13 protein-coding genes and 1 other RNA gene are annotated in these 19,244 nt (G+C 72.2%); 12 read left to right on the plus strand and 2 right to left on the minus strand.

Annotated elements, in window-relative coordinates:
• Positions 1-286: 286 nt before the first annotated feature.
• Together prfB and ABZX65_RS22900 are read left to right on the plus strand one after the other, a co-directional pair.
• Positions 287-1,405, plus strand: coding sequence for a peptide chain release factor 2 (gene prfB / locus ABZX65_RS22895; protein WP_355342958.1), 1,119 nt, complete (start codon positions 287-289; stop codon positions 1,403-1,405).
• A 285-nt stretch (positions 1,406-1,690) separates the two neighbouring features.
• Positions 1,691-2,332, plus strand: coding sequence for a hypothetical protein (locus ABZX65_RS22900; protein WP_355342961.1), 642 nt, complete (start codon positions 1,691-1,693; stop codon positions 2,330-2,332).
• A 143-nt stretch (positions 2,333-2,475) separates the two neighbouring features.
• Here ABZX65_RS22900 and ABZX65_RS22905 read toward each other — a convergent pair whose 3' ends face one another.
• On the minus strand, positions 2,476-2,667 hold the full coding sequence (locus tag ABZX65_RS22905) for a hypothetical protein (protein WP_355342964.1): 192 nt from the start codon (positions 2,665-2,667) through the stop codon (positions 2,476-2,478).
• Between the two features lie 331 nt (positions 2,668-2,998).
• Between ABZX65_RS22905 and ftsE the strand changes: the two genes are divergently transcribed.
• The 4 genes from ftsE to smpB all read left to right on the plus strand — a co-directional run bounded on the left by ftsE (position 2,999) and on the right by smpB (position 6,619).
• The gene (ftsE, locus tag ABZX65_RS22910; protein WP_188284086.1) at positions 2,999-3,688 is read left to right on the plus strand and encodes a cell division ATP-binding protein FtsE; all 690 of its coding nucleotides are present in this window, start codon (positions 2,999-3,001) and stop codon (positions 3,686-3,688) included.
• A 72-nt stretch (positions 3,689-3,760) separates the two neighbouring features.
• A complete protein-coding gene (gene ftsX / locus ABZX65_RS22915; protein WP_188284085.1) occupies positions 3,761-4,678 on the plus strand; it encodes a permease-like cell division protein FtsX in 918 nt (305 codons plus the stop codon).
• Positions 4,679-4,837: 159 nt separating this feature from the next.
• A complete protein-coding gene (locus tag ABZX65_RS22920; RefSeq protein ID WP_355342967.1) occupies positions 4,838-6,121 on the plus strand; it encodes a S41 family peptidase in 1,284 nt (427 codons plus the stop codon).
• 18 nt (positions 6,122-6,139) lie between these two features.
• Entirely contained in the window at positions 6,140-6,619 is a 480-nt protein-coding gene (gene smpB, locus ABZX65_RS22925) for an SsrA-binding protein SmpB (protein ID WP_355342970.1), read from the plus strand.
• Positions 6,620-6,745: 126 nt separating this feature from the next.
• Here smpB and ssrA read toward each other — a convergent pair.
• Positions 6,746-7,115, minus strand: a transfer-messenger RNA (tmRNA) gene (gene ssrA, locus ABZX65_RS22930).
• 277 nt (positions 7,116-7,392) lie between these two features.
• On the opposite strand from ssrA, the gene ABZX65_RS22935 reads away from it, so the two are divergent.
• The 6 genes from ABZX65_RS22935 to ABZX65_RS22960 all read left to right on the plus strand — a co-directional run bounded on the left by ABZX65_RS22935 (position 7,393) and on the right by ABZX65_RS22960 (position 19,154).
• The gene (locus ABZX65_RS22935; protein WP_355342973.1) at positions 7,393-11,304 is read left to right on the plus strand and encodes a S8 family serine peptidase; all 3,912 of its coding nucleotides are present in this window, start codon (positions 7,393-7,395) and stop codon (positions 11,302-11,304) included.
• Between the two features lie 239 nt (positions 11,305-11,543).
• Complete coding sequence (locus ABZX65_RS22940) at positions 11,544-12,548, plus strand: helix-turn-helix domain-containing protein (protein WP_355342976.1); 1,005 nt, start codon at positions 11,544-11,546, stop codon at positions 12,546-12,548.
• Between the two features lie 491 nt (positions 12,549-13,039).
• On the plus strand, positions 13,040-14,218 hold the full coding sequence (locus ABZX65_RS22945) for a uroporphyrinogen-III synthase (RefSeq protein ID WP_355342979.1): 1,179 nt from the start codon (positions 13,040-13,042) through the stop codon (positions 14,216-14,218).
• A 64-nt stretch (positions 14,219-14,282) separates the two neighbouring features.
• Positions 14,283-14,900 (plus strand): ABATE domain-containing protein, encoded by a 618-nt coding sequence (locus ABZX65_RS22950; RefSeq protein ID WP_355342982.1) that lies wholly within the window; start codon positions 14,283-14,285, stop codon positions 14,898-14,900.
• Between the two features lie 161 nt (positions 14,901-15,061).
• Positions 15,062-17,326, plus strand: a complete 2,265-nt coding sequence (locus ABZX65_RS22955) for a UvrD-helicase domain-containing protein (protein WP_355342985.1) — start codon at positions 15,062-15,064, stop codon at positions 17,324-17,326.
• Between the two features lie 382 nt (positions 17,327-17,708).
• The gene (locus ABZX65_RS22960) at positions 17,709-19,154 is read left to right on the plus strand and encodes an NAD-dependent malic enzyme (protein ID WP_355342988.1); all 1,446 of its coding nucleotides are present in this window, start codon (positions 17,709-17,711) and stop codon (positions 19,152-19,154) included.
• The last annotated feature ends 90 nt before the right edge of the window (positions 19,155-19,244 follow it).

Raw genomic sequence — 19,244 nt, forward strand, 5'->3', positions numbered from 1 at the left:
CACACCCGGCACCCAGGCCGCCGCCGCGCTCGACGGCGACGCCGCCTCGCTGGACGGCGACTGGGCCACCGCGCCCTTCACCGCGCCCACCGACGCGGCCCTGGGCGCCGCCGCCTCCGCGCACACCCTGGAGCTGTACTCCAGGACGCCGTCGGGCACCCTCACCCGCACCACGGCCCACATCTGACGCGATCCGGCCCGCCCGGCACCGGATCGCGGGCCCTCCCGGCGGCCGGCGGGCTCCCGGCCGGGGCGGGTCCGCTCGACCAGCCGGTAGGCTGGAGCCGTGGCGATCGTCGATGTTTCCGAAGAGCTGAAGTCCCTGTCCTCGACCATGGGGTCGATCGAGGCCGTCCTCGACCTCGACCGGATGCGGGCCGACATCGCCGCGCTGGAGGAGCAGGCCGCGGTGCCGTCCCTGTGGGACGACCCGGAGAACGCGCAGAAGATCACCAGCCGGCTCTCCCACCTCCAGGCGGAGCTGCGCAAGGTCGAGGCGCTGCGCGGCCGGATCGACGACCTGTCCATCCTCTTCGAGCTGGCCGAGAGCGAGGACGACGCCGACGCGCAGACCGAGGCCGAGGCCGAGCTGGAGTCGGTGCGCAAGGCGCTGGACGAGATGGAGGTCCGCACCCTGCTGTCCGGCGAGTACGACGCCCGTGAGGCGCTGGTCAACATCCGCGCCGAGGCGGGCGGTGTCGACGCCGCCGACTTCGCGGAGCAGCTCCAGCGGATGTATCTGCGCTGGGCCGAGCGGCACGGCTACCCGACGGAGGTCTACGAGACCTCGTACGCGGAGGAGGCCGGCATCAAGTCGACCACCTTCACCGTCAAGGTCCCCTACGCCTACGGCACCCTCTCCGTCGAGCAGGGCACCCACCGCATGGTGCGGATCTCGCCCTTCGACAACCAGGGCCGCCGCCAGACGTCCTTCGCGGGCGTCGAGGTGCTGCCGGTCGTGGAGCAGTCCGACCACGTCGAGATCGACGAGTCCGAGCTGCGCGTGGACGTCTACCGCGCCTCGGGCCCCGGCGGCCAGGGCGTCAACACCACCGACTCCGCGGTCCGGATCACCCACATCCCGACCGGCATCGTCGTCTCCTGTCAGAACGAGCGCTCGCAGATCCAGAACAAGGCGAGCGCGATGAACGTCCTCCAGGCCAAGCTGCTGGAGCGGCGCCGCCAGGAGGAGCAGGCCCTGATGGACTCCCTCGGCAAGTCCGACGGCGGCAACTCCTGGGGCAACCAGATGCGTTCGTACGTCCTGCACCCGTACCAGATGGTCAAGGACCTGCGCACCGAGTACGAGGTCGGCAACCCCCAGGGCGTCCTGGACGGCGACATCGACGGCTTCATCGAGGCGGGCATCCGCTGGCGCAAGTCCCGCGAGAAGGCCACCGCGTAATCGGGAGCGGATCACCGCGTGATACGGCCCCGCGCCGTACGGCTGAGAGGGCGATACGGCCCCGCCGTACGGCCGTTGCCTTGATCCCATCTGTCTGCCGTGTCACAGACGTGTGCTGAAGTGCCGGGCAAGACGGGACAGTTGGGGCACTTTGCGCTTAATGACCTTGACGCTCCCGGTGAATGCCACAAAGGTGATGTCCGGCATGCGCGCGAAAGCGGCGTAATCGACCGTGCCCGCAGCGGCGCGTGCTTCAAGCCGACGTCTACCGGGGGTAGTTGAGACATGACCAAGCAGAGCACGAGGGTACGCGTCACGCGCGTGGCGGCCGTCGCGGTGATCGCGGCCGGTGCGTCCCTGACCGTGGCGGGGGCTGCTCAGGCGGCGGTGAGCAGCGACGCGCCGCCGTCGGCCGCCGCGGTGGTGGACCCGCCCACGACGGACCCGACGGACGAGCCGACCACGCCGCCGACCGACGAGCCGACCACGCCCCCCACCACGCCCCCGACGACGCCTCCCACGACGCCGCCGACCACGCCCCCCACCACCCCGCCGACGACGCCTCCCACGACGCCGCCGACCACTCCGCCCACCACGCCTCCGACGACCGCGCCCGGCTCCATCGCCGGTGTCAGCGGCGGCAGCGACGACGGGGGTCCGAGCGGTTCGCCGAGCCCCAGCGTCAGTCCGAGCGCGACGGGCAACAACAACACCTGCACCCTGACCGGTGACAGCGTCGACTGCGGGAACAACAACCCCGGCACCGACAACACCCAGCAGGTCCCGCAGAGCCAGACGACGCAGCAGCTCGCCGAGACCGGCTCCGACGGCACCACGTACATGCTCATCGGCGCCGCAGCCCTCGTGGCGGGCGGCGTCGGCTTCAAGCTGGCCCCGCGACTGAAGGAGCGCCGCGACGCCTCCTGAGGCGCCGCGCGACCGCACCTGACGCGCACGACGGAGGGCCCGGAACGCGATGCGTTCCGGGCCCTCCGTGCTGTCTCAGCTCGCCCACCCGTGAATGTGACGTACCTCTCACGTATTTCTCACGTGCCGCCCGCGGGACTGCTCTACGCGGTCGCGTGCTCCACCACGAGCACCACCGTCAGCAGGGCCACGAGCAGGGCTATCAAGGTCGCGGGGGAGATGTTGGACCAGGGATTCTCCCGCTCCAGGCGGGCGCGGTTCGCCCGGCAGACGGGGCAGCGGCCCTCGCTCACCGGACCCGCGCAGTTGGCGCACACCAGCCGGTCGCACGTCATGCGATCTCCTCCTCGTCCGGTGAACGCCCCGGGAGGCCGAAGTGTTCCTTGTTCCACTGTGCCAGCTTCCGCCGGATTCGGCGCGGCCCCCGGTGGACCGGCGGCCCGTACGGCGGCTCCGGCGGGGTCCGCGAGAGCGGGGCGGGCGGGGGAGCGGACCTCCGGTGGCGGCCGGCCGCGCTGAGGTGTAAGGGGTCAATGACGGGTTTGTCCGCGTGTGCCCTGTGGGCAAGCCCACCAACCCTCCCCGGCGACTGCGCACCCCTGGCTCGGTCGCGTAGTGTCGCCCCCACATCCCCTGTCCACCCGTCCCCGCAAACCTGGTGCGAACGTGATCCGATTCGACAGCGTCACCAAGACCTACCCCAAGCAGAACCGTCCTGCACTTCGGGACGTCTCGCTGGAGATCGAGAAGGGTGAGTTCGTCTTCCTGGTGGGCTCGTCCGGCTCGGGAAAGTCGACCTTCCTGCGGCTGATCCTGCGCGAAGAGCGCACGGACACGGGAATGGTGCACGTCCTCGGCAAGGACCTCAACCGGCTGTCGAACTGGAAGGTGCCGCAGATGCGGCGCCAACTCGGCACCGTGTTCCAGGACTTCCGGCTGCTGCCCAACAAGACGGTCGCGGAGAACGTGGCGTTCGCCCTCGAAGTGATCGGCAAGGCCCGCGGCACCATCCGCAAGACGGTGCCCGAAGTGCTCGACCTGGTCGGCCTCGCGGGCAAGGAGGACCGGATGCCCGGCGAGCTGTCCGGCGGTGAGCAGCAGCGCGTCGCCATCGCCCGCGCCTTCGTCAACCGGCCCATGCTGCTGATCGCGGACGAGCCGACCGGAAACCTCGACCCGCAGACCTCGGTCGGCATCATGCGCCTGCTGGACCGGATCAACAGGACCGGCACGACCGTGGTGATGGCGACCCACGACCAGAACATCGTCGACCAGATGCGCAAGCGCGTCATCGAGTTGGAGAAGGGGCGGCTGGTGCGCGACCAGTCGCGCGGTGTCTACGGCTACCAACACTGAGAGCCGCGCGTACGGCGTACGTACTGCCGTACAGCAGTAGTCACCACCCCCCTGAAAGGACAACCAGAGACCATGCGCGCCCAGTTCGTCCTGTCGGAGATCGGCGTAGGACTCCGCCGCAATCTCACCATGACCTTCGCGGTGATCATCTCCGTCGCGCTCTCCCTCGCCCTGACCGGTGGCGCCCTGCTGGCCAACAAGCAGGTCAAGTCCATGAAGGGCTACTGGTACGACAAGGTCCAGGTCACCATCTACATGTGCAACAAGGGCGACGCGTCGACGACGCCCAGTTGCGCCAAGGGCGCCGTCACCGACGACCAGAAGGCCCAGATCAAGGCCGACCTGGAAAAGCTCCCGATCGTGGAGAAGGTCTACTTCGAGAACGCCGAGCAGGCGTACAAGCACTACCAGGAGCAGTTCAAGAGCTCCCCGCTCGCGGCCTCGATCACCCCGGACCAGATGCAGGAGAACTACCGGGTCAAACTCAGGGACCCGACGAAGTTCACCGTCGTCGCGAGCGCCTTCGACGGGCGTCCGGGGGTGCAGTCCGTTGAGGATCAACGGGCCGTGCTGAAGAACCTCTTCTCGCTGCTGAACGGTATGACGCTGGCCGCCTGGGTGGTGCTGGCCTTCATGCTCACCGTCGCGATGCTGCTGATCGTGAACACCGTGCGCGTGTCCGCCTTCAGCCGCCGCAGAGAGACCGGCATCATGCGGCTGGTCGGCGCCTCCAGCTTCTACATCCAGATGCCGTTCATCATGGAGGCGGCCTTCGCCGGACTCGTGGGCGCGGGGCTGGCGTGCGGAATGCTGCTCGGCGGCCGGTACTTCATGATCGACGCGGGTCTGAAGCTCCAGGAGAAGATCCCGCTGGTCTCCTTCCTCGGCTGGGACTCGGTCGTCGCGGTGCTGCCGCTGGTGCTGCTGATCGGCGTCGTGATGCCGTCGATCGCCGCCTTCATCGCGCTGCGCAGGTATCTGAAGGTCTGACGCCCGCGGGCCGGGCCCGGCCGTCGCGCCGGGCCCTTCGCGGGGCCGTACGGCGGGGGACGGGTCCCAGGGGGGCGGTGTACCGGGTTGCGGATCATGCCCCGCCGAGGTAGCGGCAACTATCCGTATGCCGCCCGTTTCTGTCCTAGACTTCCGGCCATGTCCGGCCCGTCGCTGTTCGGGACGCCCCGCCGCTTGCGCCGCGGGGCCACTCTGACGTTGGTGTTCAGCACTCTGCTGGCCACCGGTGCGGCGGCCAGCGGACTCACCGCGCCGGACGCGCGGACCGCCGCCCGCGCCACCCGTATCGCCGCCGCGCCGGTCGCCGACGGGCGGCAGGACGACGGCAAGCCGCCGGCCCCGGCCCACGGCGGCGAGCCCGCACCGTCGTCCCCCGCGGCCTCCGAGACCCCCACGGGCTCGCGGGCGAAGCCGGACGGGACGAACGGCGACCACGTCGACACCGGCCGGATCGCCGAGGAGATCCAGGACGGCAAGGTCGGCTCGCTCGCCGCCGCGAAGCTCGTCAGCCGCAGCGGCGACCGCTGGTCGTCCTTCTACACCGCCCGCGAGTACGCGGGCCTCCAACAGGCGCTCGACGGCCGCTACGTCGGCGTCGGCCTGTCCGTGCGGCGAATCGACGACGGCCGGATCCAGATCGCCCGCGTCCAGCCCGGCAGCCCCGCCGACCGCGCGGGCCTGCGCGAGGGCGACCTGCTGGCCACCATCGGCCCGGTCAAGTGCACCGGCCTCGCGGTCACCGAGGTCGTCGCAGACCTGCGCGGCGACAACGTCCCCGGCAGCGTCGTACAGCTGGGAGTCCAGCGGGCGCAGCGTAGTTGGACGGTCACGGTACGTCGCGCCACGCTCGACACCGACGCCGTCACCGTGACGCGGTCCGCCGACGCGCCCACGGTCGTCAAGATCGACGCCTTCACGCTCGGCGTCGGCGACCAGGTGCGCGACGCGGTACGGGACTCCGAGCACGGCGTGCTGCTCGACCTGCGCGGCAACTCCGGCGGTCTGGTCACCGAGGCGGTCGCGGTGGCCTCCGCCTTCCTCGACGGCGGCCTCGTCGCCACCTACGACGTCCACGGCGAGCAGCAGGCCCTCTACGCGGCCGAGGGCGGCGACACCACCGTCCCGCTGGTCATCCTGGTCGACGGCGGCACGATGAGCGCCGCGGAACTGCTCACCGGCGCCCTCCAGGACCGCGGCAGGGCCGTCGTCATCGGCTCGCGCACCTTCGGCAAGGGCTCGGTCCAGATGCCCAGCACGCTGCCCGACGGGTCGGTCGCCGAGCTGACCGTCGGCCACTACCGGCTGCCGGACGGGCGCAGTGTGGACGGGCGCGGCATCGACCCCGATGTGACCGTCCCCTCCGGTGAGGACCCGCTCGCCGAGAGTCACGAGGTATTCGCTGGCCTCGGACCCCCCTCCTAGTGGGACAATGGCCCGGTTATGGCAAAAGAGACGGGTCGCAAACTGATCGCGCAGAACAAGAAGGCGCGGCACGATTACCTCATCCTGGACACCTTCGAGGCCGGGCTCGTGCTGACCGGCACCGAGGTCAAGTCCCTGCGCCAGGGACGCGCCTCCCTGGTGGACGGCTTCGCGCAGCTCGACGGCGGCGAGGCGTGGCTGCACAACGTGCACATCCCGGAGTACACCCAGGGCACCTGGACCAACCACTCCGCGCGCCGCCGCCGCAAGATGCTGCTGCACCGCGCCGAGATCGAGAAGCTGGTCCACAAGACCCAGGAGACCGGGCACACGATCGTGCCGCTCGCCCTGTACTTCAAGGACGGCCGCGCCAAGGTCGAAATCGCCCTGGCCAAGGGCAAGAAGGAGTACGACAAGCGGCAGACCCTGCGCGAGAAGCAGGACCGCCGCGAGTCCGACCGCGCCATCTCGGCCGTGCGCCGCAAACAGCGCGGCTGAGCCGCCCCCGGCCGCCGGCCTCGACGTGCCCGGGGGAGACGCGGGTGACACGACGTCACGACGTCGGCTCGCCCTGAAACGACGAAACGGCACCCTCCCGAAGGAGGGTGCCGTTGTCACATGGGGTGGTGGAGATGGCGGGAATCGAACCCGCGTCCTGTGGTGCGGAATCAGGGCTTCTCCGAGCGCAGTCCGCTGTGCTTTTCTCGGCCCCGGCTGTCACGCGGACAAGCTGCCGACGGGCTCAGTCACTGTTTGATTTCCTTCTGGGGCCCGTGACCGGCCCTAGAAGTTTAGATCCCTTGATGATGCCAGGATCCGGGTCGGGATCACCCCCGGGCTGACACTTCGCAAGTCGCTACTTAGGCAGCGAGGGCGAAGGAATCGCGCTTGGTGTTGGCGATTATTGGTTGCGACATATGGTTAACGAGATCATTGCCGCTTCCTCGGCTCGCTTCCCCTGCTTCGACATCCCCAGTCGAAACCGATCATCCCCATGTTGATTTTTCAAGGTGCACCACCCGAGGGTGGCGGCTGCTTCCATCGTACGGGATCAACGGTCACACGGGCCAGCGCATTCCCCCGTGGGTGGCCCGGCGCACGCCCGGGAGCAAGCGCGCGGCCACCCGGCCGTCACCGGGGAGGGGGCGGCGGCGCGGGTGGCGCCGTTGTGCCACGTCACATCCGTGCCACCGGAAACGGGTGACACACCCTCCGGCCCCACCGGATTCTTTCCAGCATCGCGTGCACATGCATGGAAAGGGGCTGGACCGATGAGACGAACCCGCTTCGCGGCGGTCGTGTCGACAGGGCTGATCCTGGCCGTCTCCGCCGCCGTACCCACCGCGGCCGTCGCCGTACCCGGCGCCGAACCCGTACCGACATCGGGCGCACAGCCGGGGACAACCCCCGACAGCACCGCCACGGTTCGGCTGATCACCGGCGACCGGGTGCGGGTGACGACGACCGCGGACGGCCGGCACACCGCCTCCGTCGAGCCGGGCGCCGGACGGGAGCGCGTCGTCTTCCACACCTCGGACGCCGACGGGCGGCTGACCGTGCTGCCGTCGGACGCCGACCCCCTCGTACGGTCGGGGCGGCTTGACCGGCGGCTGTTCGACGTGACGGCGCTGGTGGAGCAGCGGTACGACGAGGAGCACCGGGCCTCGCTGCCGCTGATCGTCGCGGGGTCCGGGGGAGCGGCGGCCGACCGGCTGACCGCGCTGGCCGCGCCCGGCGCCCCCACCCATGACCTGGGCAGCATCGGGGCCCACTCCCTCACCGTCCCCGACGCGAAGCTCGCCGCCTTCTGGCAGCAGATCGTGCCCGCGGGAACGGACACCGGGAAGACCGGCACCGCGGCGGCCGGCACCGGGCCGGCCGACACCGCGAAGGCCGCCGCCGTCCCGAAGATCTGGCTCGACGGCCGGGTCCGGGCGGCGGCGGACAGCATGGACCAGATCGGCGCGCCGCCGCTGTGGAAGGCGGGATACGAGGGCACGGGCGTCAAGGTCGCGGTGCTGGACACCGGCGTCGACCAGACCCACCCCGACCTCAAGGACCGCGTCGCGAAGGCCGAGGACTTCACCGAGAGCCCGACCGGCACCGGCGACCACTTCGGACACGGTACGCACGTGGCGTCCATCGTCGGCGGTACGGGAGCGGCCTCGGGCGGTGCCCGCAAGGGCGTCGCCAAAGCCGCGAACCTGCTGGTCGGCAAGGTCCTCGGGGACGACGGCTACGGCTACGACTCGCAGGTCATCGCGGGCATGCAGTGGGCGGCCGACCAGGGCGCCAAGGTCGTCAACATGAGCCTGGGCGCCGACGACGAGAGCGACGGCACCGACCCGATGAGCCTGGCGCTGAACGAGATCAGCGAGGCCAGCGGCACCCTCTTCGTCGTCGCAGCGGGCAACAACGGCGAGAACGGGCAGCGGACCGTGGGCATCCCGGGCGTCGCCGACGACGCGCTGACCGTCGGCGCGGTCGACGGCAAGGACGCGCTGGCGAACTTCTCCAGCCGCGGCCCGCGCTACGGCGACGGCGCCGTCAAGCCCGATGTCACCGCGCCCGGCGTGGACATCGTGGCGGCCCGCGCGAGCGGCACGACGCTCGGCGACCCGGTCGACCCGTACTACGTCAGCCTGTCGGGGACGTCGATGGCGACCCCGCATGTGGCGGGCGCCGCGGCCCTGTTGGCGCAGCGGCACCCGGACTGGACCGCGCGCCAACTCAAGGACACGCTGATCAGCACCGCGCACACCGTGGACGGGCAGGCCGTGACCGACCAGGGCGGCGGCCGGATCGACGTGTCGGCGGCGGCGCTCGGCACGCTCACCGCGACCGGCACCGTCTTCCTCGGCGACATCCACGCGACCGACCCGAAGGCCACCTACCCGGTCACGTACACCAACACCTCCGCCGCGCCGGTCACGTTGACGCTGGGCCTGGCGCTCAGGACGTCGGGCGGCCGGGCGGTGAACGCGGGCGCGGTACGGATCGGCGACGGTTCCGCCGCCGCGACGAAGGTCACCGTCCCCGCCCACGGCACCGCCCGCGCCGACCTCACCCTCGACCCGGCCAAGGTGACGTACGGCTCCTACTACGGCTATCTGACGGCGACACCGGCCGGGGGCACGGCGGGAGCGGCCGTCCACACCACGCTCGGCCTGGTCGCCCACGGCCCGCTGCACACCCTGACCGTCACCGCCTACGACGCGCACGGCGCTCCGGCCCACCCCACCATCAGCATCTGGGGCGCGAGCGGTCTGCTGTACCCGTCGGGCGACAGCAAGGGCACCTCCGCCTCCGACCTCGAAGAGGGCACGTACCAAGTCCGCGCGTCCTTCCAGGAGATGACGGACGACGGCATGGAGGAACGGCTGGTCGTGCTGCCCGAGGTGAGGCTCACCAAGGACACGGCCGTGACCGTGGACGCCCGCAGGACCACGCAGGTCGAGATCCGTACGCCGCGGCCCGCCGAACAGAGCGGCATCCCCTACTACCAGACGTACCGTCAGATCGAGGGCAGGGGCCTCACCGAGAGCGAGGAGTTCTTCACCGGCATCCTCAGCAAGCTCTACGTCAGCCCCACCGCGAAGGTCACCGACGGCGACTTCGAGTTCTCCTCCCGCTGGCAGCTCGCCGCGCCGCAGCTCACCACCGAGGCGCCGGGCACGGGACTGAGGCTGAAGAGCTACTACACCTCGTACTCACCGCTCTTCGACAGCAAGGGCGTGAATCTGACGGCGGTCGACGCGGGCTCCCTGGAAGCGCCGGACTTCAGCGGGGCGCGCGGCAAGCTGGCCGTCGTCCGCAACGAATCCGGCGAGGGAGAGCGGGAGTTGGCGGCAGCCGCGGCCAAGGCGGGCGTGCGCGGACTGATGATCGTGCACTTCTCCGACTTCGGCTGGACCCGCTGGTACCCGACCGGCGAGCGCAACGCGGTGCCGACGATACGGATCGGGAAGGCGGCCGGTGACGCGCTGCTGGCGCGACTGGCGAAGAAGCCGGTGAAGACCGTCACCGTACGGATCGGCGGCACGGCGGTCAGCCCGTATCTGTACGACGTGTTCCAGACGTCCACGCAGCAGATCCCGCAGCGCGTCGTCCACACCGTCACCGCCGCCAACAGCGCGGTGATCAGGACGACGTACGCCGAGAACGGCGGCGCCCCGTGGGCCGCCGAGCAGCGCTTCGCGTGGCGGCCGTACCAGAACTTCGCGTGGGAGGCGACGCGGAACGTGCCGACGGGCGTGACGCGTACCGAGTACGTCAGCGCCAACGGCACCTGGTGGATGCACCGGGTCAACCAGGAGACGACCTTCGACATCGACCAGCCGCTGCTGGCCGGCATGGTCGACACGACCACCACCTACCGGGCGGGCAAGCAGCCCGACCAGGCGTGGCAGCAGGCCGTGGTGCGGCCCTCGATCCCGCGCGGCACGCGCAACCCGAGCGTGCGCAACGGCGACGTACTCGACCTGCGCATACCGGAGTTCACCGACTCCGGCGCCGGACACTGGGCACGCGCGGCGGTCGGCGGCGACTTCGGCGGCTTCGGCACGGCGGCCGGTACGAGCCCGGCCTCCGGTACGCGTACGGCCTCCGGCACGAGCGGCGGGCGGGACGCCCCCGTCGAGGGCGACTCCGCCAAGGCCACCCTCTTCCGCGACGGCCGGCGGATCGCCGCCGCCGACTCTCCGTGGGCCGACCTCGAAGTGCCCGCGGGCACCGCCGACTACCGCCTGGACGTGGCGACTTCACGGGTCTCCCCGGAGTGGCGCTACGCCACCGACACCAGCACCTCGTGGTGGTTCCGCTCCGGCACCGCGGCGCGACCGACGCTGCTGCCGCTGCTCCAGGTCGACTACGCGGTACCGGTCGACGCCTGGAACGCGGTGCGCAAGGGCAGTTCGCACACCGTGGGTCTCACCGTCCGCGCCCAGGACGGGGCGGCCGTGCCGACCGGCGTGAAGGTCGAGGTCCAGGCGTCGTACGACGACGGGCGGACCTGGACCGGCGCGCGCGTGGACGGCCGAGGTCACAACACCTTCGACGCCCGGCTCACCAAGTCGGCCCACTCCAGGGGCGATGCGTACGTGACGCTGCGGGTCACCGCGCGCGACGCCGCGGGCGACCAGGTGCGGCAGACCGTACGCCGCGCGTATCTGTGGCGGGGGTGAACGGGCACGTGAGCCGGTGGCGCTGATCCGACGCCACCTCGACAGCCGGGGCGAGCGGGCCAGTGGGGTGCCCGCTCGCCCCGGCGCGTGGTTCCGGCGCGCGTGGTTCCGGCGCCCGTGGTTCCGGTACGTGGTTCCGGCGCGTGCTCCCGGCACGGGCTTCGCCGGGCCGCGGTGGTGATCTCCGCTCGTAGTACGGTGGCTGCTCACCCAGCCCCCGTACCCGCGAGGAGGGTGCCATGGCCCTGGAGGCCGCCGGGATCACCGACGCCGAAGAGGCCGCGTACCGGTTGCTGGTGACGATGGACAGCGCCTCGGCGCGGGAGATCGCGGAGTACTCGGGCCTGAGCCCGGACACCGCGCTGTCGGCGCTGACCGGTCTCGTCGCGAAGGCCATGGCCAGCGCCTCCGACGGCCGGCCGCCGCGCTACCGTGCCTACCCGCCGGATGTGGCGCTGCTGCCGCAGCTCAAGCATCGGGCCGACGCCCTGGACCTGGCGCGCTCGGCGGCGGCCGACCTGCTGGAGAGCTACCGGGCCACCGCGCGCCGCCGGGACGCCGGGCTGCTGATCGAGGTCATCACCGGGGCGGAGGCGCTGCGCCAGCGGCTGCGGCAGATCCAGGCGGACGCGCGCGACGAGATGCTGTGGTTCTGCAAGGCGCAGTACGTGGCGATGCCGTCGGGCAGCAACACCGCCGAGTTCGACGCGCTGGAGCGCGGGGTCCGCTACCGGGTGCTCTACGAACGGGACTTCTTCGACGACGAGAGCGCCGTCGGCAACATCGCGGCGGCCGTGCGGAAGGGCGAGATCGCCCGCGCCGTCCCGCACCTCCCGCTGCGGCTGGCCGTCGCCGACCGCTCGGTGGCGATCTTCCCGCTGGTCCCCGGCGGCCCGCACGGCAGCCCCGAGGAACCGTCCACCGCGCTGGTCCGCGACAGCAGCCTCCTCGACGCGCTCATCGCGCTCTTCGAGCGCTACTGGGAGGACGCCGTACCGCTGCACGTCGACGCCTCGGGCACGGTCACCGGCGCGGCCGACGTCGGCCCCGCGGACCCGTTGTCGTCCACCGACCGGCGGCTGCTGTCGCTGATGGTCGCCGGGGTCGCGGACAAGGCGATAGCCACCCAGATGAACCTCAGCCGCCGCACCCTCCAGCGGCGCGTGCAGAGCATGATGGAACTGGCGGGCGCCACCACCCGCACCCAGCTCGCCTGGCAGGCGGCCCGCCGCGGCTGGCTCTGAGACCACGCCTCGGCACCAAGCCCTGGCACCCAGCCCCGACTCCCCCCCACGAGGGCCGACGCACAGCCGGGTGCGGGCGCGGGTGAGCGCGTGGTTGCGCTCGTGTCACCTCGGGGCGGGGGGCGGTCATGCGGCCGTTTCCAGGGTCGGGCCCGACAGTCCACCCCCCGCCTTCGTCTCCTTCCCCGCCTTCGTTCTCCTTCCTCGCCTCCTCCGCGCTCTGTTACGCCGTCACGTGGGCCGTATACCTGCGGCGACCGGCGCGGGCGGCGGACGGGACCGGGCGGACGGCGCCTGCCGGGACCGCCGTCCGCGCGCGGGTGTGAGCGGCGGAGGCGTCCGTAACATCCGGGTCATCCCGGTGAATCGACCCCGTCACCCCGTCTTGGGACGATGCGGCTCCGGCGGGGTGGCCGGGAGGGCGGCGGCGGATCAGGGACGGTCCGCCCGCCGTCCGGCACGCGTAACTCCAGCAAAAGTGGGGCGGAGCCATGCAGGCGCAGGCGACCAGGAACAGCGATCCGGGCCGGGGCGGCGGGGTGCCGCCCCTGGCCGGGTTCACCGTCGGGGTGACGGCGGCCCGCAGAGCCGACGAGCTGGCCGCGCTGCTGGAGCGGCGCGGCGCGGTCGTGCTGCGGGCGCCCGTCCTGCGCATCGTGCCGCTGCCCGACGACACCGAACTGCTGGAGACCACCAGGCGACTCGTCGCCGACGCACCCGACATCGTGGTCGCCACCACCGCGATCGGCTTCCGCGGCTGGATCGAGGCCGCCGACGGCTGGGGCCTGGGCGAGGCGCTGCTGCGCAGGCTCGGTGCGGTCGAACTCCTCGCCCGCGGGCCCAAGGTGCGCGGCGCGGTGCGCGCGGCCGGGCTGCGCGAGGCGTGGTCACCGGCCTCGGAATCGATGGCCGAGGTCCTGGAACGCCTGCTGGAGCAGGGAGTCGAGGGCCGCACCGTCGCCGTCCAGCTGCACGGCGAGCCGCTGCCCGGCTTCATCGAGTCGCTGCGGGCGGCCGGGGCGACCGTCGTGGCGGTGCCGGTCTACCGCTGGATGCCGCCCGAAGACCTCGGGCCCGTCGACCGGTTGCTCGACGCCGTCCTGTCCCGGTCGGTCGACGCGCTGAGCTTCACCAGCGCCCCGGCCGCCGCCTCCTTCCTCGACCGGGCCCGGCAGCGCGGCCGTTGCGACGCACTCCTCGCGGCGCTCCGCCATGACGTCATGACCGCCTGCGTCGGCCCGGTCACCGCGCTGCCGCTCCAGGGCCACGACGTGCCCACCCGGCACCCCGAACGCTTCAGGCTCGGACCGCTGGTGCAGCTCATCGCCAGCGAACTGCCCGGCCGCGTAAGGCCGTTGCCCGTCGCCGGGCACCACGTCGAGATCCGCGGGCACGCCGTCGTCGTGGACGGGACGCTGCGGCCGGTGCCGCCCGCGGGCATGGCCCTGCTGCGGGCGCTGGCCCGCCGCCCCGGCTGGGTCGTCGCCCGCGGCGACCTGCTGCGCGCCCTGCCCGGCTCCGGCCGCGACGAACACGCCGTCGAGACCGCGATGGCCCGGCTCCGTACCGCACTCGGCGCCCCCCAGCTGATCCAGACCGTCGTCAAACGCGGCTACCGGCTCTCCCTCGACTCAGGCGGCCGCGGCCACAGCGGTCCGGACACGCCCTAGACCCCGCGACGGCCGCCGGGCACCCTGGGGGGAAGGTGACGGGCGGGCGGGAAGGCGGCTGACCATGAGTGGAACGAGCCCGCTACGGTTCGACACCGGCCGGCTGTGTCTCGATCTCGTCGCCACCCGCACCGGCCGCCCCGAGCGGGAGCGGCTCGGCACGCCCGACCGGCTGGCGGCGTGGCTGTACGGGACCGGCCTGGTGCCGCGCGCGCCCGGGGAGGCGGCGCGGCCGGACCTCGCCGTGGACGACGGCTGGCTGAGCGGATTCCGCGGCCTGCGCGCCGTCGTCTGCCGGGTCGTGACCGCCGAGGTCGCCGGTGAGCGGCCCGCCGCCGCCGACATCGCCGAGCTGAACGCGACGGCGCTGGCCGCCCCGCCCGCCCCGCGCGCGGTCACCGGCGAGGGCGGCGCCCTGATCCGTACGCTGGCCGCGCCCCCGGAGCCCGCGGGACTGCTCGCGGCCGTCGCCCGCGACGCCGTCGCGCTGCTGACCGACCCGCTGGCCCGTACGCAACTGCGCCGCTGCGAGGGCGAGAACTGCTCGCTGGTCTACCTCGACACCTCCCGCGGCCGGCGCCGCCGCTGGTGCAGCAGCGAGATCTGCGGAAACCGCGAGCGCGTCGCCCGGCACCGCCGTCGCACCACCACGCGCGGGACTCTCACCTCGCCCCAGGGCTGACCCGCCGGGGTCCCCGGCCCGCCGGAAAACTGACCGCGCCTCAGACCCGACCGCACGGCGGAGTGTGCAGAAGCCCGCAGGTCGCGTACGGTTGCAGGCTGCCCCACGTGCCCCGTCACGTACGTGGGCGGCGCATGACGCAATGAAGAAGGGGGTCCTGCGTGGCCGCGCAGACCACAGCCCACCTGGGGGTCCGGGATCAGGAGATCGCCGTCGAGCAGGCGCATCTGGACCGGGTGTACCACCGCCTCGAAGAGAAGATCGACGAAGCCGAGTTCCTGATGAAGGACGCCGCCCAGCGCGGCCACGTCGGCACGCCGGGCGCGCTCGCCGAACGCGACGCGCAGGTCTTCCGCGCGGGGGTCCACCTCAACCGGCTGAACAGCGAGTTCGAGGACTTCCTCTTCGGCCGGATCGACCTGCTGCGGGGCAAGGACGGCAAGAAGGGCGCCGACGGCGCCTTCACCTCCGTCGAACCCGCCGACGACGCCGTCCGCGAGGACCGGACCGCCGACATCGCCGAGACCCTGCACATCGGCCGGATCGGCGTCCTGGACAGCGAGTACGCGCCGCTGGTCATCGACTGGCGGGCCCCGGCCGCCGCGCCCTTCTACCGCTCCACCCCGGTCGCGCCGGGGCGGGTGGTGCGCCGCCGGGTGATCCGCTCCAAGGGCCGCAAGGTGCTCGGCGTCGAGGACGACCTGCTGCGCCCCGAGCTGACCACCGGGCTGCCGGTCGTCGGCGACGGCGCCCTGATGGCGGCCCTCGGCCAGGCCCGCAGCCACACCATGCGGGACATCGTGGCGAGCATCCAGGCCGAGCAGGACATGGTGATCAGGGCGCCCGCCGCGTCCGTCACCGAGGTGACCGGCGGCCCCGGCACCGGCAAGACCGCGGTCGCCCTGCACCGGGCCGCGTACCTGCTCTACCAGGACCGGCGGCGGTACGCGGGCGGCATCCTGTGCGTCAGCCCGACCCCGCTGCTGGTGTCGTACACCGAGGGCGTGCTGCCGTCGCTCGGCGAGGAGGGCCAGGTCGCGATCCGCGCCGTCGGCTCGCTGGTCGACGGCGTCTCCGCCGATCTGTACGACGAGCCCGCGGTCGCCCGGATCAAGGGCTCGCTGCGGATGCAGAAGGTGCTGCGCAACGCGGCCCGCGGCGCGCTCGACCTGACGCCCGGCCGCCCGGCGACGCTGCGCGTGGTCGCCTTCGGCCGCCGCGTGGAGCTGTCCGAGCAGGAACTGGCGGGCATCCGCCACAACACCCTCGGCGGCACCGCGCCCGTCAATCTGCTGCGCCCGCGCGCCCGCCGCCTGCTGCTGGACGCGCTGTGGCGCAAGACCGGCCGCCGCTTCGACGATCCGGAGCTGGCCGCGGAGGAACGCCAGGGCTTCGACGAGGACATCAGCACCGAGCAGGACTTCACCGACTTCCTCGACGCCTGGTGGCCGGTGCTCCAGCCGCGCGCCGTGCTGGCCGCGCTCGCCGACGAGAAGCGGCTGGCCCGCTGGGCGCGCCGGGTGCTGTCCCCGCCGGAGGTCCGCCGGGTGGCGCGCTCGCTGCGCAGGACCGGCGCCACCGCGCACGACGTGGCGCTGCTGGACGAACTCGACACGCTGCTCGGCCCGGTGCCGCGCCCCAAGCGCCGCGAGGCCGACCCGCTGGACCAGCTCACCGGCCTGGACGAGGTCACGACCTTCGCCGACCGGCACGACGCGGGCCGCCGCAGCCGAGCCGAGCGGCTGGACGAGGAGCGCACCGAGTACGCGCACGTCATCGTGGACGAGGCGCAGGACCTGACGCCGATGCAGTGGCGGATGGTCGGGCGCCGCGGCCGTACGGCCACCTGGACGATCGTCGGCGACCCGGCGCAGAGTTCCTGGACGGACGTGGACGAGGCGGCGCGGGCGCGCGACGAGGCGCTCGGCACCCGGCCCCGGCGGCGCTTCACCCTCACCGTCAACTACCGCAACCCCGCCGAGATCGCGGAGGTCGCCGCCACCGTGCTGGCGCTCGCCATGCCCGGCATGCAGTCGCCGCGCGCCGTGCGCTCCACCGGTGTCCTGCCGCAGTACGCGGTCGCGGGCGACGACCTCGGCGCGGACGTACGCCGGTCCGCCGCGCGGCTGTTGGAGGAGGTGGACGGCACGGTCGGCGTCGTCGTCGCCATGAACCGCCGCGCCCAGGCCCGCGGTTGGCTCGAAGGGCTCGGCGAGCGCGTCGTGGCGCTCGGCAGCCTGGAGGCCAAGGGCCTGGAGTACGACGCCACGCTCGTGGTGTCCCCCGCCGAGATCGCGGAGGAGTCGCCCGCGGGGCTGAGGGTGCTGTACGTGGCCCTGACGCGGGCGACGCAACGCCTGATGGTCCTCGCGGCCGAGGGCGATCTGCCGGACGCCGAGGGAGTGCCGGACCTGCTGCGCCCCTGACCGGGCGCCGGGGTCCGACGACGGGTCCTGGCACCGTTCCGAAAACGCCGTGGGCGCCCCCTCCGGAAGAGGGGGCGCCCACGTGACGTTCACGACACCGGCCCGCCATGCTCGCCTCGCGGCAAGTGGGCGCTCGAAGCGCCTAAGGTTGGGCCCGGGGGCTTGGATCGAGCCGGTGCCGTACTCAGGCTAACAAACGGCTACGGGAACCTCTTCCCGGCGGACGAAAATCTCTTCTTCGGTCCACCCGGTTGCGCCGCTCCCGCATCGCGGAAGTATTCTTCCAATCTTCACCCCACGCGGGTTTACGCGTACCCGTCGGTAGGTGCAACGATCGACGGGCAGCACCACCAGCAGCAGAGGAACCGGAAGAAGGTCCGTCATGGCAACGGCGCCAAGCGTCTCGTACTCGATCACGGTACGGCTGGAGGTCCCCGCCAGCGGGACCGCGGTCAGCCAGCTCACCACCGCGGTGGAGTCCTCGGGCGGTTCGGTCACCGGCCTGGACGTCACCGCGTCGGGCCACGACATGCTCCGCATCGACGTCACCGTCGCCGCCAGCTCCACCGCGCACGCCGACGAGATCGTCGGCAAGCTCCGCGGCATCGAGGGCGTCGCCGTGAGCAAGGTCTCCGACCGTACGTTCCTCATGCACCTCGGCGGCAAGATCGAGATGCAGTCCAAGCACCCGATCCGCAACCGTGACGACCTCTCCATGATCTACACCCCCGGCGTCGCCCGGGTCTGCATGGCCATCGCGGAGAACCCCGAGGACGCGCGCCGCCTGACCATCAAGCGCAACAGCGTGGCCGTCGTCACCGACGGCTCCGCCGTCCTCGGCCTCGGCAACATCGGCCCGAAGGCCGCGCTGCCGGTCATGGAGGGCAAGGCGGCCCTCTTCAAGCGCTTCGCCGGTATCGACGCCTGGCCGCTGTGCCTCGACACCCAGGACACCGACGAGATCGTGGCGATCGTCAAGGCCATCGCCCCCGGCTTCGCGGGCATCAACCTGGAGGACATCTCCGCGCCGCGCTGCTTCGAGATCGAGGCCCGCCTGCGCGAGGCGCTGGACATCCCGGTCTTCCACGACGACCAGCACGGCACCGCCATCGTGGTGCTCGCCGCGCTCACCAACGCGCTGCGCGTGGTCGGCAAGCAGATCGGCGACGTACGCGTCGTCATGTCCGGCGCGGGCGCGGCCGGTACGGCCATCCTCAAGCTGCTGCTGGCCGCCGGAGTGAAGCACGCGGTGGTCGCCGACATCCACGGCGTGGTGCACTGCGACCGCGACGACCTGGTGGAGGCGTCGCCGGACTCGCCGCTGCGCTGGATCGCCGACAACACCAACCCCGAGGGCGTCAGCGGCACCCTGAAGGAGGCCGTGACCGGCGCCGACGTCTTCATCGGCGTCTCCGCGCCCAACGTCCTGGACGGTACGGACGTGGCGCGGATGGCGGACGGCGCGATCGTCTTCGCGCTCGCCAACCCCGACCCCGAGGTGGACCCGGGCGTGGCCCGCGAGACCGCCGCCGTGGTCGCCACCGGGCGCAGCGACTTCCCCAACCAGATCAACAACGTCCTGGTCTTCCCCGGCGTCTTCCGCGGCCTGCTGGACGCCCAGTCCCGCACCGTGAACACCGAGATGATGCTGGCCGCCGCGCACGCCCTCGCGGACGTGGTGGGGGAGGGCGAGCTGAACGCCAACTACATCGTCCCCAGCGTCTTCAACGACAAGGTCGCGGGCGCGGTCGCCGACGCCGTACGCGACGCGGCCAAGGCGCAGGGACCGGCGGTGGCCGCCGCGGCGACCGCGCGGGGGGCGGTCTGACAATCCGTCCGACAAACGGATTCGATGCGTCGACCATGTGACGACAATCCGTCATCCCCGTGGTGTCCCCGTGCAATCGCATCGTTTTTT

Source organism: Streptomyces sp. NPDC003300, assembly GCF_040610915.1.
Lineage (GTDB): Bacteria > Actinomycetota > Actinomycetes > Streptomycetales > Streptomycetaceae > Actinacidiphila.